Raw genomic sequence first — 14,246 nt, forward strand, 5'->3', positions numbered from 1 at the left:
GACCCGGAGGCCGCGGTCGAGGCGCTGCGGCGCCAGGCCGCCGCGGCGTCGCCACACCTGCGCGGATGACCGTGCCCGACGACGGCATCGAGGCGGCCATGCGCCTGGCCATCGAGCAGTCGATGCACGTGAAAGGCACGACCTACCCGAACCCGCCGGTGGGCGCGGTGATCCTGGACCCGGGCGGTGAGGTGGTCGGCGTCGGCGGCACCGAGCCGGCCGGCGGCGACCACGCCGAGGTGCTGGCGCTGCGCCGTGCCGGCGAGTTGGCGACCGGCGGCACGGCGGTGGTGACGCTCGAGCCGTGCAACCACCACGGCAAGACTCCGCCCTGCGTCGACGCGTTGTTGAGCGCGAACCTGGCGGCGGTGGTCTACGCCGTCGCGGACCCCAACCCGGTCGCGGCCGGGGGAGCGGCCCGGCTCGAGGAAGCGGGGGTGCGGGTGCGCGCCGGCGTGCTGGCCGACGAGGTCGCCGGCGGTCCGCTGCGGGAGTGGCTGCACAAGCAGCGGACCGGCCGGCCGCATGTCACGTGGAAATACGCGAGCAGCGTCGACGGCCGCAGCGCCGCCGCCGACGGCTCCAGCCAGTGGATCTCCAGCGAGGCCTCGCGGCATGACGTGCACCGGCGCCGGGCCATGGCCGACGCGATCGTGGTGGGCACGGGCACCGTGCTGGCCGACGACCCGGCGTTGACCGCGCGGCTGCCCGACGGCTCACTGGCCGAGCGGCAACCGCTGCGGGTGGTGGTCGGCGAGCGCGAAATCCCCTCGGAGGCAAGGGTTCTCAACGACGACTCGCGGACCATGGTGATCCGCACCCGCGACCCGGCCGAGGTGATCAAGGCGCTGTCGGACCGCACCGACGTGCTGCTCGAGGGTGGCCCCACGCTGGCGGGTGCGTTCCTGCGGGCGGGCGCCGTCGACCGGATCCTGAGCTACGTGGCGCCGATCCTGTTGGGCGGGCCCGTCACCGCGGTCGACGACGTCGGCGTCTCGACCATGGCCCGGGCGTCGCGCTGGCAGTTCGACGCCGTCGAACGGGTGGGGCCCGACCTGGTGCTCAGCCTGGTGCCCCGCCCCGGCCACTGACCGGGCGGCGCGCCTACCGCTCGCCCAGGGAAACGGTCTGCGGCTCAACCGGTTCCGGCTCGTCGGCGTGCTCCTTGCGGCCGCCGATCAACAGGCCCAGCAGCGCACCCAGGATGCAGATGACCACCGTCGCGCTGAAGATGTCGCCGTACATCAAGGCGAATGCCTTGAGATACATCGAACCCTGCGCGGCGATCCGTTCGAGCAGCCCAGCGTCGGGCGGGATGGCGGCCGTCAGGTTGGCCACGATCTGGTTGAACCGGTACAGGCCCCACGCGCTGAGCGCGGCTACACCGATCAACATGCCCGTCATCCGGGCCACCACCACCGCGGCCGAGGCGATGCCGTGCTGCGCCGACGGCACCACCCGCAACGCGGCGGAGGTCAACGGCCCGATCACCAGGCCGAGGCCGATACCGGCGACCAGCAGGTCGGTGTGCAAGACGGGCAGCTGGAACAGCCCGAACACGTTGTGCTTGTGGCTCAACACGTCCTGCCGCCAGAAGTGGACCAGCCAGTAGCCGTACGCGGCGATCAGCAGGCCGACGAAGGCCATGATGCGGTCCCCGATCCGGGTGGCGATCCACCCGCCCAGCACCGCCCCGATCGGCAACGCGATGAGGAACCACAGCAGCAGGCCGGCGGCCTGCGTCTGGTTCATCTGCAAGACCCCCTGGCCGAACAGCTCCACGTCGACCAGCGTCACCATCAGCGCCGCGCCCGCGCACAGGGACGCGCCCAGCGCGGCCAGGAACGGGCGGAAGTGCACACCCGCCGGCTCGATCAGCCGGGTACGCGAGAAGCGCTCCCACAGCAGGAACAGCACCGTGACCACGACCGCGCCGATGACCAGCGGCAACCCGTAGCTCGGCAGGATCGTCTTGCCGTCGGGCTGCGGGTTGTACAGGCCGATGACCGCCAGGCCCAGGGCCAGCGCCAGCAGCGCGCCGCCCACCAGGTCGATCTTCTCCGGGTTCTCCACCCGGTCGTGCGACGGCAGGCTGAACTGGATCATTACCATCGCGATCAGGGTCAGCGGGACGTTGATCCAGAACACGTAGCGCCAGTCGTGAGTCAGGTAGACGATGAAGATCCCGTACAGCGGGCCCAGCACGCTGCCAAGCTCCTGCGCGGCGCCGATGCCGCCCAGCACGCCGGCGCGGTTGCGTTGCGCCCACAGGTCGGCGCCGAGGGCCAGCGTGACGGGCAGCAGCGCCCCACTGGCGACGCCCTGCACGGTGCGGCCGGCGATCAGCAGGTGGAAGTCGCCCCAGTGCCCGGCCAGCGCCGTGATCACCGAGCCGACGATGAACAGCGCCAGGCTGACCTGCAACACCAACTTGCGGCCGAACCGGTCGGACGCGCGGCCCAGCAGCGGCATGGCGGCGATGTAGCCGAGCAGGTACATCGTGATGATCCAGGTGATGCGCTGCAGCTGGTTGATCGGGATGTGGACGTCGGTCATGATGTCGCGCATGATCGTCACGACGACGTAGGCGTCCAGGGCGCCCAGCAGCACCGCCAGGCTGCCCGCGCTGATCGCGACCCGGCGTCCGGTTTGAGCGGTCACTGGCTCACCTGGGGCTTGGTGACCTGGACCTGCTCGCCCCAGTTGGACAGGGTGATCTGCACGGAGTTGCCCTCGCTCTTCTGCAGGTTGGCCTGCACCAGCTCGTGGTCGCCACCCTCCTGGATCCACACGGTGCTGGGCACCGTGCCGCTGGCGGCGATCTGTGGCGCCAGCTTGTTCACCGCGTCCGCGGAGACGTTGCCGCTGATGCGCACCGTGTTCTGGCCGTTGATGGTTTCGCGGCCCTCGGCCTTGGCGTTGCTGAAGTTGGCCAGCGCGTTGCCGAGGCCGGTGTCGGGGTTCAGCAGCAGCGAGACGTCGTAGATGTCCGACGCCTTGCCGTAGTCGCCCCATTTGTTCGGCGTCATGGCCGCGTACAGCTTGCCGTCGACGACGATGAAGTTGGCGTCGATGTCCGACCCGCCGAGGATGATCGTGGCGTTGCCCGACGCCGCGGTTGCCGGGGCGGTGGTGAGGTCACCGGTCAGCGTCTTGATGGGCAGGCTGGGGATCTTGCCCTGGACGCTCAACGCGATGTGCGCGCTCTTGACGGCCTTGGTGGCGTCGGCCGACTGCTTGACCAGCGTGGTCGCGTCGGGCAACGGCCCGCCGCTTTGCTTCGAGCCCGAGGAGCAGCCGGCGACGACGGCGGTGGCGAGGGACAGGGATGCGAGGACGGCCAGTAGACGGCGGCGGGTCTGCATACTCTGCATCGTAAAGGGTCCGGGCGACCGCCCTGGTGGGCGCTGCGCGGTGGTGGCGCGCGACGCCGCCCGTTTGGCCAGCTCATCGGCGGGGCGCTCGTTGACTAGCCTTAGAGAATGTTCACCGGAATTGTCGAGGAACTCGGCGAGATCACGGCCAGGGAGGTGCTGGCAGACGCCGCGCGGCTGACCATCCGCGGGCCGGTCGTGACCTCCGACGCGGGCCATGGCGACTCGATCGCCGTCAACGGCGTGTGCCTCACCGTCGCCGAGCTGCGGCCCGACGGTCAGTTCACCGCCGACGTCATGGCCGAGAGCATCAACCGGTCCAACCTGGGCGAGCTGCGGGTCGGCAGCCGCGTCAACTTAGAGCGCGCCGCGGCGGTGAACAGCCGGCTTGGTGGGCACATCGTGCAGGGCCACGTCGACGGCACCGGGCGCGTGGTGTCGCGCACGCCGTCCGAGCACTGGGAGGTGGTGCGCATCGAGGTCCCGGACACGGTCGCCCGCTACATCGTCGAGAAGGGGTCGATCACCGTCGACGGGATCTCCCTGACGGTGTCGGCCCTCGGTGACGAACCGCGCGACTGGTTCGAGGTGTCGCTGATCCCGACGACCCGCGAGCTCACCACGTTGGGCACCGCCCCGGTCGGCGCGCAGGTCAACCTCGAGGTCGACGTCATCGCCAAGTACGTCGAGCGGCTGCTGGCGCGCCAGTAGCCGCTCGACGGTCGCTGGTTAAAGCGGGATCCAGACGGGACCGTTCCAGTAGCCCCAGCCGTTGGCCTGCGCGTTCCACACCACCTGCGCCCACGGCGCCCAGATCGGCGGGGGCGGCGGCGGGGGAGCCCATGGCGGCGCGCCGCCGTAGCCGGCCGGGCCGTAGTTGTCGTCCCAGTCGTTGCAGTTGTTCCAGTTCGGGTTAGGCCCCCAGCCGGGGTCCCATTGCTCGCCGGGGCACCAGTGGTGGTGATAAAGGGGTGCGGGCGGCGGCGCCGCCGTGGCGGTGCCCGACGCGAGTCCCAACGCGGTGGCGGCCAGGCCGCCGGTCGCCAACGCCGCGGTGCACAGGCGCACCCACGGCCGTGATGATGAAGTGGTATTCATGGCACTGGTCATTCCCTTCGGAAAGCCCTGTGAAACGCTTTGCCCTGCGCAAATGGTGCGCACAGCGGGCACCTAGCCGGCGCTTAGCTCGAGGCCTGCGTCCCCGCCGCTCACGGACGTTTTTATTGTCGCGCTGGTCAAATTCGCTTAACTTGGCAAGCCATTCTTGACGGCCGCATCCTGTTTGCGGGCGATGTCCAGGACGAAATCCGGCGGGGTCGGGCTGCCGGCCGCGGTTTTGAATATCAGGTTCACGGTGGCCCTGCCCTCGGCGAACAGAACTTCGGTGACCGCGTTCTGTTTCTCGGGCGACGTCCCCGTCGCGATCTCGCCCTGCTGGCCCACCGGGAAGGGCTGCGGCGCGGGCTGATCGACGCTGGGAAACGGGTGGCCCGCGATGGCCTGTGCGGCCGCTGCCGGGTCCGCGAAGACGGTGACCCCGTCGACGATCACGCGGCTGGTGTCGGCGGTGTTGAAGCTCAGCCCCACCCCGGGCACCCCGTTGGGGTTCTGGGTGGGCGCGCCGTAGGCGGTGAAATCCGGCCCGACGTCGGCCGCGCTGATCAGCAACGCCGTGTAGTCACCGGGCTGGCCCAGCGCGGGCGCGACGGCGTTGGGCGGGGCGGGGTTCGACGCGGCCGGCCCGGGCGACGGGGAGGTGGGGCTCGACGAGGTGGGTGACGGCGCGGCGGGCTGACGGTCGCCGCCGCAGCCCGCGAGCGCCAGCGTGGCGGTGGCCGTCAACGCGACCGCGAACGTGTGCGCCGGACCCATGAGGCGTCTCCTTCGATGCGCGCGCCAACCGCCTCATGTTTACCCGGGGCGATTAGCCACGCGCAGGCCAACGCCGCAAACTCCCTCCTCGGGCCTGCAGACGGCCGGGGACGAAGCTCACAAGAAGCGGGAAATAACCGCGATGCCGCCGTGGTCCATACTGAATGCAACACGTGGGGCATTCCGAGGGTGCCGTATCAACTGTGTTCCCGCCTGACCGCGGGAACGGCGAGGTAGCAACGATGACGAGGCTGGACTCCGTCGAGAGGGCGGTTGCCGACATTGCGGCCGGCAAGGCCGTCGTCGTCATTGACGACGAGGAGCGCGAGAACGAGGGGGACCTGATCTTCGCCGCCGAGAAGGCGACGCCGGAGCTGGTCGCGTTCATGGTGCGCTACACCTCGGGCTACCTGTGCGTGCCCCTGGACGGGGAGATCTGCGACCGGCTGGGGCTGCTGCCGATGTACGCCGTGAACCAGGACAAGCACGGAACCGCCTACACCGTGACCGTCGACGCCAAATACGGTGTCGGCACCGGGATTTCGGCGTCGGACCGGGCCACCACGATGCGCCTGCTGGCCGACCCCGACAGCGTCGCCAACGACTTCACCCGGCCCGGGCACGTCGTCCCGCTGCGGGCCAAGGACGGCGGGGTGCTGCGCCGTCCCGGACACACCGAGGCGGCCGTCGACCTGGCCCGGATGGCGGGCCTGCAGCCCGCGGGCGCCATCTGCGAAATCGTCAGCCAGAAGGACGAGGGCGCGATGGCGCAGACCGACGAGCTACGGGTCTTCGCCGATGAGCACGACCTCGCGCTGATCACCATCGCCGACCTGATCGAGTGGCGGCGCAAGCACGAGAAGCACATCGCCCGCATCGCCGAGGCGCGCATCCCGACCCGGCACGGCGAGTTCCAGGCCATCGGCTACGCCAGCATCTACGAGGACGTCGAGCACGTCGCGCTGGTGCGCGGCGAGATCGACGGGGCCAACTTCGACGGGCACGACGTGCTGGTGCGCGTGCACTCCGAGTGCCTGACCGGCGACGTGTTCGGCTCGCGCCGCTGCGACTGCGGTCCGCAGCTCGACGCGGCGATGGCGATGGTCGCGCGTGAGGGCCGCGGGGTGGTGCTCTACATGCGCGGCCACGAGGGCCGCGGCATCGGGCTGATGCACAAGCTGCAGGCCTACCAGTTGCAGGACGCCGGCGAGGACACCGTCGATGCCAACCTCAAACTCGGATTACCGGCTGACGCACGCGATTACGGTATCGGCGCGCAGATCCTGGTCGATTTGGGCGTCCGCTCGATGCGGCTGCTGACCAACAATCCGGCCAAGCGTGTCGGCCTGGACGGCTACGGCCTGCACATCATCGAGCGGGTGCCGCTTCCGGTGCGCGCCAACGCCGAGAACATCCGCTATCTGTTGACCAAGCGCGACAAGATGGGGCACGACTTGGCCGGGCTCGACGAGTTCCACGAATCCTTCCATCTGCCAGGTGAATTCGGCGGTGCTCTGTGAGCCCTGCCGCCGGTGTGCCGCAGACGGCTCCGGTCGACGCGTCCGGGTTGCGGCTGGGTATCGTCGCCAGCACCTGGCACGGCCCGATCTGTGACGCCCTGCTCGACGGTGCCCGCAGGGTCGCGGCCGAGTCGGGCGTCGACGAGCCGACCGTGGTCCGGGTGATCGGCGCCATCGAACTCGCGGTGGTGGCGCAGCAGCTCGCCACCAACCACGACGCGGTGGTCGCGCTGGGTGTGGTGATACGCGGCGAGACACCGCATTTCGACTACGTCTGCGACTCGGTGACCCATGGGCTGACCCGCGTCGCGTTGGACGCCTCGACGCCGGTGGCCAACGGCGTGCTGACCACCAACACCGAGGAGCAGGCGCTGGCGCGCGCCGGGCTGCCCTCCTCGGCCGAGGACAAAGGGGCGCAGGCGACCGAGGCGGCCTTGACGGCCGCCCTGACGCTGCGTGAGCTGCGCGCCCGGTCGTGACGTCGCCGAACCGCGAGACCTGGGACGTCGTGCTGCGTCCCCACCGCACCCCGGTGTTCGTCTACGCGGCCGCCTTCGTCATCGCCGCGGTGCACATCGCCGTGGGCTTCCTGCTCAAGATCCGATCGAGCGGGGTGGTGTTCCAGACCGCCGACCAGGTGGCGATGGCGGTGCTCGGGGTGATCCTCGCCGGTCTGGTGCTGCTGTTCGCGCGGCCACGCCTGCGCGTCGGGCCGACGGGTCTGTGCGTGCGGAACCTGTTGGGCGACAAGCTGATCGGCTGGTCGGAAATCGTCGGCGTCTCCTTCCCCGCGGGGCACCGCTGGGCGCGCATCGACCTGCCCGACGACGAGTACGTGCCGGTGCTGGCCATCCAGGCCGTCGACAAGGGCCGGGCGGTGGACGCGATGGACACGGTGCGGTCGCTGCTGGCGCGTTACCGACCGGACTTGCAGACCGCCTGATCGCGCTACCATCAGCCGATGGGGCGTCAGGTGCGGACGGCCGTCGCGGCGGTCGTGGCGGTGACCCTGCTGGGAGCCTGTTCGACGTCGGTGACGGGCCGGGCGGTGCGCGCCCCGGGATCGTCGGGCGGGCCGCCCGCCACGGTCAACACGCCCGGGGTGCGCGCCCGCGACCTGCTGTTGAAGTCGGGCGACTCCGTGCCGTTCGGCGCGGCCAGCCAGATTCCCTTCGGCGACAACTACTTCACGCGCGCGGACCCGGCGGACTGCGAGGCAGCGGCGGTGGTGCAGGACTCCCCGCTGCTGCCGCCCGGCGCGACGGACCGGGCCGACTCCGCGTACCGCTTCAGCGGCGCGCAGACCTACAGCGAGTCGCTCGGCCTTTACGACGCCGGGTTCGACGACGAGCACGTGGTCTTGCACGCGTTTCTCAACGTCGCGCAGTGCTTCGTGAGCGCTCACCGCGGCTTCACTGCCGTGTCGCGTGACGGCAAATCCTGGCCCGTCCAGCTGGACGGCTTCGACCAGTCGGCGCACGCCATGACATGGACGCTGACCCAACCGAACTGGATCTGCGGTTTCGGCCTGGGATCCGGGCTGCGCGTCGTATTGCTGGTCTCGGCGTGCGACGCGCAGCCCGCGTTTCCGATGGAGGACTGGCTCTACAAGCGCCTGGCCCAGATCACCGGACACCCCGTCTAGCCGAGGTGGGGGTAGTCCCGGCGAATCAGTACCTGGTGCAGTCCGTCATCATTTGCTGGAAGATGGGCAGCGCCTGCTGCGCGCCCTGGTTGTGCTCGATCGCGTGCAGCAGGTTGACCCGCTGATCCGGCGACGACGCCAGGTACTGCTGGAGGAACTGCTGGTTCGGCGGCGACTGGTCCAGGTACTGAGCGGCCATCGGGTTCTCCGCGTGCACCGCCCGCATCGCCTGGTCGTAGCTACAGGTGGTGTGGATCATCGGACCGTAATCGGGGTCGGCAGCGGCGACCCCGGCCCCAGCGGTCGACGCCAATGCCAGACCGCCGAACGTGACGGCCAGTTTGGCCCACGAGCGCTTCATCATTTACGGACTCCCTCCATTGCTCTGCCCCCACTCTAACGATGAGCTAGAAGGTTGGTAGCCGGATCGGAAGCCACCCAAACCGCCGCCGGGGTGACTACTAGCCTGGATGGGTGCCTGATCCCGCCACCTACCGCCCCCCGCCCGGGTCCATTCCGGTCGAGCCGGGCGTCTACCGATTCCGGGACCAGCACGGCCGCGTCATCTACGTCGGCAAGGCCAAGAGCCTGCGCAGCCGGTTGACGTCCTACTTCGCCGACATCGCCAGCCTGCATCCGCGCACCCGGCAGATGGTGACCACCGCCGCGAAGGTCGAGTGGACGGTGGTCAACACCGAAGTCGAGGCGCTGCAGCTCGAATACAACTGGATCAAAGAGTTCGACCCCCGTTTCAACGTGCGCTACCGCGACGACAAGTCCTACCCGGTGCTCGCGGTGACGCTCAACGAGGAATTTCCACGGCTGATGGTCTACCGCGGGCCGCGTCGCAAGGGCGTGCGCTACTTCGGGCCCTACTCCCACGCCTGGGCCATCCGGGAGACGCTCGACCTGCTCACCCGGGTGTTCCCGGCCCGCACCTGCTCGGCCGGGGTGTTCAAGCGGCACCACCAGATCGACCGGCCCTGCCTGCTGGGCTACATCGACAAGTGCTCGGCGCCGTGCGTCGGCCGGGTCAGCGCGGATCAGCATCGCCAGATCGTCGACGACTTCTGCGACTTCCTGTCCGGCAAGACGGATCGGTTCGCCCGCGAACTGGAGCAGCAGATGAACGCCGCGGCGGAGGAACTCGACTTCGAGCGCGCGGCCCGGCTGCGCGACGACCTGGGCGCGCTGCGGCGGGCGATGGAGAAACAGGCGGTGGTGTTCGGCGACGGCACCGACGCCGACGTGGTGGCCTTCGCCGACGACGAGCTCGAGGCGGCGGTGCAGGTGTTCCACGTCCGCGGCGGCCGGGTCCGCGGCCAGCGCGGCTGGATCGTCGAAAAGTCCGCGGAGGCCGGCGATTCCGGCGAAGAACAACTCGTGGAGCAGTTCCTCACCCAGTTCTACGGCGAGCAGGCCGAGTTGGGGGGCGCCGCCGACGAGGCCGCCAATCCGGTGCCCCGCGAGGTGCTGGTGCCGTGCCTGCCGTCCAACGCCGAGGAGCTGGCCAGTTGGCTGACCGGGTTGCGCGGCAGCCGGGTCGCGCTGCGGGTGCCGCGGCGCGGCGACAAGCGCGCGCTGGCCGAAACCGTGCAGCGCAACGCGAAAGACGCGCTGCAGCAACATAAGCTGAAGCGGGCCGGCGACTTCAACGCCAGATCGGCTGCGCTGCAGAACATTCAGGATGCGCTGGGCCTGCCCGAGGCGCCGCTGCGCATCGAATGCGTCGACATCAGCCACGTGCAGGGCACCGACGTGGTGGGCTCCCTGGTGGTCTTCGAAGACGGGCTGCCGCGCAAGTCCGACTACCGCCATTTCGGGATCCGCGAAGCGGCCGGCCAAGGGCGTTCCGACGACGTCGCCTCGATCGCCGAGGTGACCCGGCGGCGGTTCCAGCGGCACCTCGCCGACCAGGCCGACCCGAATGTGCTTTCCCCGGAAGGAAAGTCTCGTCGGTTCGCCTACCCGCCGAACCTTTACGTCGTCGACGGCGGTGCGCCCCAGGTCAACGCGGCCAGCGCGGTGCTCGAGGAACTCGGCATCAGCGACGTCGCGGTGATCGGGCTGGCGAAGCGGCTGGAGGAGGTGTGGGTGCCCTCGGAGCCGGACCCCATCATCATGCCGCGCAACAGCGAGGGCCTGTATCTGTTGCAACGGGTCCGTGACGAGGCGCACCGGTTCGCCATCGCCTACCATCGCAGCAAGCGATCCAAGCGAATGACGGCGTCGGTGCTCGATACGGTGCCGGGACTGGGGGAGCATCGCCGCAAGGCGCTGGTCACCCACTTCGGATCCATAGCCCGCCTCAAGGAGGCCACCGTCGACCAGATCACCGCCGTTCCCGGCATCGGTGTGGCCACCGCGGCTGCCGTCCTCGAAGCGCTGCGGCCCGAGCAGCAAGGCGCCGACGGATGACCGGCCAGGGTGAGGTCGATCAGGGCCGCCCGGTCAGCGCGTCGGCCGGTATCGACGTCGTGCTCGTGACCGGCCTCTCGGGGGCGGGCCGGGGCACCGCGGCCAAGGTGCTCGAGGACCTCGGCTGGTACGTCGCCGACAACCTGCCGCCGCAACTGATCACCCGGATGGTCGACTTCGGCATGGACGCGGGCTCGCGGATCACCCAGCTCGCGGTGGTGATGGACGTGCGTTCGCGCGGCTTCACCGGCGACCTGGACTCGGTGCGCACCGAGTTGGCCACCCGCAACATCAACCCGAGGGTGGTGTTCATGGAGGCCTCCGACGACATGCTGGTGCGCCGCTACGAACAGAACCGCCGCAGCCACCCGCTGCAGGGCGACCAGACGCTGGCCGAGGGCATCGCGGCGGAGCGCCGGATGCTGGCCCCGGTGCGCGCGACCGCCGACCTGATCATCGACACCTCGACGCTCTCGGTGCGGGGCCTGCGGGAGAGCATCGAGCGCGCGTTCGGCGGCGACGCGAGCACGACGACCAGCGTCACCGTCGAGTCGTTCGGCTTCAAGTACGGGCTGCCGATGGACGCCGACATGGTGATGGACGTGCGATTCCTGCCGAACCCACACTGGGTCGACGAATTGCGGCCCCGCACCGGGCAGGACCCGGCGGTCAGCGAGTACGTGTTGAGCCAGCCGGGCGCGAAAGACTTCCTGGACGCCTACCATCGACTGCTATCTCTGGTCGTCGACGGCTACCGCCGGGAGGGCAAGCGTTACATGACGGTGGCCATCGGCTGCACCGGCGGCAAGCATCGCAGCGTCGCGATCGCCGAGGCGTTGATGGGCCTGCTCAAGGCCGACCCGCAGCTGTCGGTGCGGGTGCTGCACCGGGATCTGGGCCGCGAATGAGCCCATCGGACCTGCCCCTGCCCAACCAGGGCATCGTCGCGCTGGGCGGCGGGCACGGCCTGTACGCGACGCTGTCCGCGGCGCGCCGGCTGACGCCCTACGTCACCGCGGTGGTCACGGTCGCCGATGACGGCGGGTCCTCAGGCCGGCTGCGCGGCGAACTGGACGTGGTGCCGCCGGGCGACCTGCGAATGGCGTTGGCGGCGTTGGCATCCGACAGCCCGCACGGCCGGCTGTGGGCGACCATTTTGCAGCACCGGTTCGGCGGCACCGGCGCCCTGGCCGGGCACCCGATCGGCAACCTGTTGCTGGCCGGGCTGTCCGAGGTGCTGGCCGACCCGGTGGCGGCCCTGGACGAGTTGGGCCGCATCCTCGGGGTCAAGGGACGGGTGCTGCCGATGTGCCCGATCGCGCTGCAGATCGAGGCCGACGTGTCGGGTCTGGAGTCGGATCCCCGGATGTTCCGGCAGCTCCGCGGCCAGGTGGCGATCGCCACCACGCCGGGCAAGGTGCGAAGGGTGCGGCTGCTGCCTACCGACCCACCCGCGACGCGGCAGGCGGTCGACGCGATCATGGGCGCGGACCTGGTCGTGCTGGGCCCCGGCTCGTGGTTCACCAGCGTCATCCCGCACGTGCTGGTGCCGGGGCTGGCGGCCGCGCTGCGGGCGACCACCGCCCGGCGCGCCCTCGTGCTCAACCTCGTGGCCGAGCCGGGGGAGACGGCCGGCTTCTCGGTGGAGCGGCACCTGCACGTGCTGGCCCAGCACGCGCCTGGATTTACGGTGCACGACATCATCATCGACGCGGACCGGGTGCCCAGCGAGCGGGAACGCGACCAACTGCGCCGCACCGCGACGCTGCTCTCGGCCGAGGTCCACTTCGCTGACGTGGCCAGACCTGGTACACCTTTACATGATCCGGGCAAGCTCGCGGCGGCCCTGGACGGGGTCCGCGCAGCGCGTCCGGTCACGGCCACCGCGGAGATTCGGGTCGACGGTGCAAGTCCACAGACTGGTGGGATCGGACCGGCTGGCAGCGGACCAAGGGGTGACGACGCGTGGCGATGACGACCGAAGTCAAGGACGAACTCAGCCGCCTGGTCGTGAAATCGGTCAGCGCGCGCCGCGCCGAGGTCACGTCCCTGCTGAGGTTCGCGGGCGGACTGCATATCGTCGGCGGCCGGGTCGTCGTCGAGGCCGAGGTCGACCTCGGCAACGTCGCCCGCCGGCTGCGTAAGGACATCTTCGAGCTCTACGGGTACAACGCTGTCGTACATGTCTTGTCGGCCAGCGGGATTCGCAAGAGCACCCGCTACGTCTTACGGGTGGCCAACGACGGCGAGGCGCTGGCCCGCCAGACCGGGCTGCTCGACAACCGCGGCCGCCCGGTGCGTGGCCTGCCGGCCCAGGTGGTGGGCGGCAGCGTCGGCGACGCCGAGGCCGCGTGGCGGGGGGCCTTCCTGGCGCACGGGTCGCTGACCGAGCCCGGGCGTTCGTCTGCGCTGGAGGTCAGCTGCCCCGGCCCCGAGGCGGCGCTGGCGTTGGTGGGTGCGGCGCGCCGGCTGGGCGTCAGCGCGAAGGCCCGCGAGGTGCGGGGCGCCGACCGGGTGGTGGTGCGCGACGGTGAGGCGATCGGCGCGCTGCTCACGCGGATGGGTGCCCAGGACACCCGGCTGGTGTGGGAGGAACGCCGGATGCGGCGCGAGGTGCGGGCGACGGCCAACCGGCTCGCCAACTTCGACGACGCGAACCTGCGCCGCTCGGCGCGGGCGGCGGTCGCGGCGGCGGCCCGGGTGGAACGGGCGCTAGAGATTCTCGGTGACACCGTCCCCGACCACCTGGCCACCGCCGGCAAGCTGCGCGTCGAACACCGGCAGGCCTCCCTGGAGGAGCTGGGTCGCCTCGCCGACCCGCCGATGACGAAAGACGCTGTGGCGGGCCGCATTCGGCGGCTGCTGTCGATGGCCGACCGCAAGGCCAAGATCGACGGGATCCCCGACACCGAGTCGGCGGTCACCCCGGACCTGCTGGAAGACGCCTGACGCATACCTTCCCCGGCCGACCGAGCAAAGCCTGAAGGCGACGCGGGGTGGCGTCGATGCGTCGAGAAAACCACCCGCTCGGCACCGGGCAATCGTCACGGCGCGGTCGTAATTGCGCGGAACTGGCGATCAAATGTATCGGCACATTTCATGTGAGAAATATATGCGCCGAGCCAAATCAAGCGTTGCCAGTATGAATGGATGCGGTTCTAGCCTCGAAAGAATAGAACGGCGAGTGCCGGCATGGGATACGCATTGTCAACGTTCATAGAAAGTACCTACTTCCTATGAGAGGCATGGGTACGAGCGCGCGTGGTTACCGGACGCTCGAGTCGCCATACTTACTGGGAAAACCGGGCCGAGCAGCGGGGTTTGGCTCGCGCGAGCGTGCCGTCCCGTCGTGGCGGTGCGTTCCATTGGGCCGGCCGCCGAACGCGACCGCATTATTCGTCGAGAGATTTTTATTCC

15 protein-coding genes are annotated in these 14,246 nt (G+C 69.9%); 10 read left to right on the plus strand and 5 right to left on the minus strand.

Annotation, left to right across the window (positions count from 1 at the left end; all coding sequences use genetic code 11):
• Window positions 1-65: 65 nt before the first annotated feature.
• On the plus strand, window positions 66-1,091 hold the full coding sequence (gene ribD / locus A5714_RS23475) for a bifunctional diaminohydroxyphosphoribosylaminopyrimidine deaminase/5-amino-6-(5-phosphoribosylamino)uracil reductase RibD (RefSeq protein WP_068289433.1): 1,026 nt from the start codon (window positions 66-68) through the stop codon (window positions 1,089-1,091).
• Between the two features lie 13 nt (window positions 1,092-1,104).
• On the opposite strand, the gene A5714_RS23480 is transcribed toward ribD, so the two are convergent.
• Together A5714_RS23480 and A5714_RS23485 are read right to left on the minus strand one after the other, a co-directional pair.
• Complete coding sequence (locus A5714_RS23480) at window positions 1,105-2,661, minus strand: MFS transporter (protein ID WP_068289436.1); 1,557 nt, start codon at window positions 2,659-2,661, stop codon at window positions 1,105-1,107.
• Window positions 2,658-3,365, minus strand: coding sequence for an LppX_LprAFG lipoprotein (locus A5714_RS23485; protein ID WP_068067194.1), 708 nt, complete (start codon window positions 3,363-3,365; stop codon window positions 2,658-2,660). Before A5714_RS23485 ends, A5714_RS23480 begins: the two co-directional genes overlap by 4 nt.
• A 117-nt stretch (window positions 3,366-3,482) precedes the next feature.
• Between A5714_RS23485 and A5714_RS23490 the strand changes: the two genes are divergently transcribed.
• A complete protein-coding gene (locus A5714_RS23490; protein WP_068289439.1) occupies window positions 3,483-4,085 on the plus strand; it encodes a riboflavin synthase in 603 nt (200 codons plus the stop codon).
• An 18-nt stretch (window positions 4,086-4,103) separates the two neighbouring features.
• Here A5714_RS23490 and A5714_RS23495 read toward each other — a convergent pair whose 3' ends face one another.
• Together A5714_RS23495 and A5714_RS23500 are read right to left on the minus strand one after the other, a co-directional pair.
• The gene (locus A5714_RS23495) at window positions 4,104-4,472 is read right to left on the minus strand and encodes a hypothetical protein (RefSeq protein WP_068067197.1); all 369 of its coding nucleotides are present in this window, start codon (window positions 4,470-4,472) and stop codon (window positions 4,104-4,106) included.
• A gap of 147 nt (window positions 4,473-4,619) precedes the next feature.
• On the minus strand, window positions 4,620-5,246 hold the full coding sequence (locus A5714_RS23500; protein WP_068289442.1) for a hypothetical protein: 627 nt from the start codon (window positions 5,244-5,246) through the stop codon (window positions 4,620-4,622).
• Window positions 5,247-5,488: 242 nt separating this feature from the next.
• Between A5714_RS23500 and A5714_RS23505 the strand changes: the two genes are divergently transcribed.
• Genes A5714_RS23505 through A5714_RS23520 form a run of 4 tightly spaced genes read left to right on the plus strand, consistent with a single transcriptional unit; the run spans window position 5,489 to window position 8,411 of the window.
• Entirely contained in the window at window positions 5,489-6,766 is a 1,278-nt protein-coding gene (locus tag A5714_RS23505; RefSeq protein ID WP_068067207.1) for a bifunctional 3,4-dihydroxy-2-butanone-4-phosphate synthase/GTP cyclohydrolase II, read from the plus strand.
• Window positions 6,763-7,245, plus strand: a complete 483-nt coding sequence (ribH, locus tag A5714_RS23510) for a 6,7-dimethyl-8-ribityllumazine synthase (RefSeq protein ID WP_068289445.1) — start codon at window positions 6,763-6,765, stop codon at window positions 7,243-7,245. The genes A5714_RS23505 and ribH overlap by 4 nt, the downstream gene beginning before the upstream one ends.
• A complete protein-coding gene (locus tag A5714_RS23515) occupies window positions 7,242-7,709 on the plus strand; it encodes a PH domain-containing protein (protein ID WP_068067211.1) in 468 nt (155 codons plus the stop codon). Before ribH ends, A5714_RS23515 begins: the two co-directional genes overlap by 4 nt.
• An 18-nt stretch (window positions 7,710-7,727) precedes the next feature.
• Window positions 7,728-8,411: a hypothetical protein gene (locus tag A5714_RS23520; protein WP_068289448.1), complete on the plus strand. Its 684-nt coding sequence runs from the start codon at window positions 7,728-7,730 to the stop codon at window positions 8,409-8,411.
• A 25-nt stretch (window positions 8,412-8,436) separates the two neighbouring features.
• Here the strand turns inward: A5714_RS23520 and A5714_RS23525 are convergent, their stop codons facing one another.
• Complete coding sequence (locus tag A5714_RS23525; RefSeq protein WP_068067221.1) at window positions 8,437-8,775, minus strand: hemophore-related protein; 339 nt, start codon at window positions 8,773-8,775, stop codon at window positions 8,437-8,439.
• A gap of 110 nt (window positions 8,776-8,885) precedes the next feature.
• Between A5714_RS23525 and uvrC the strand changes: the two genes are divergently transcribed.
• The 4 genes from uvrC to whiA are packed head-to-tail and all read left to right on the plus strand — an operon-like array spanning window position 8,886 to window position 13,778.
• Window positions 8,886-10,829: an excinuclease ABC subunit UvrC gene (gene uvrC, locus A5714_RS23530; RefSeq protein WP_068067224.1), complete on the plus strand. Its 1,944-nt coding sequence runs from the start codon at window positions 8,886-8,888 to the stop codon at window positions 10,827-10,829.
• Window positions 10,826-11,737 carry an RNase adapter RapZ gene (gene rapZ, locus A5714_RS23535; RefSeq protein WP_068289451.1) on the plus strand — a complete coding sequence of 304 codons (912 nt, stop codon included), beginning with the start codon at window positions 10,826-10,828 and terminating at the stop codon, window positions 11,735-11,737. Before uvrC ends, rapZ begins: the two co-directional genes overlap by 4 nt.
• Window positions 11,734-12,804 (plus strand): uridine diphosphate-N-acetylglucosamine-binding protein YvcK, encoded by a 1,071-nt coding sequence (yvcK, locus tag A5714_RS23540; RefSeq protein WP_068289454.1) that lies wholly within the window; start codon window positions 11,734-11,736, stop codon window positions 12,802-12,804. The genes rapZ and yvcK overlap by 4 nt, the downstream gene beginning before the upstream one ends.
• Entirely contained in the window at window positions 12,801-13,778 is a 978-nt protein-coding gene (gene whiA, locus A5714_RS23545) for a DNA-binding protein WhiA (RefSeq protein WP_068205076.1), read from the plus strand. The genes yvcK and whiA overlap by 4 nt, the downstream gene beginning before the upstream one ends.
• Window positions 13,779-14,246: the final 468 nt, after the last annotated feature.

This window comes from Mycobacterium sp. E2462 (assembly GCF_001672685.1).
Taxonomy (GTDB): Bacteria; Actinomycetota; Actinomycetes; order Mycobacteriales; family Mycobacteriaceae; genus Mycobacterium.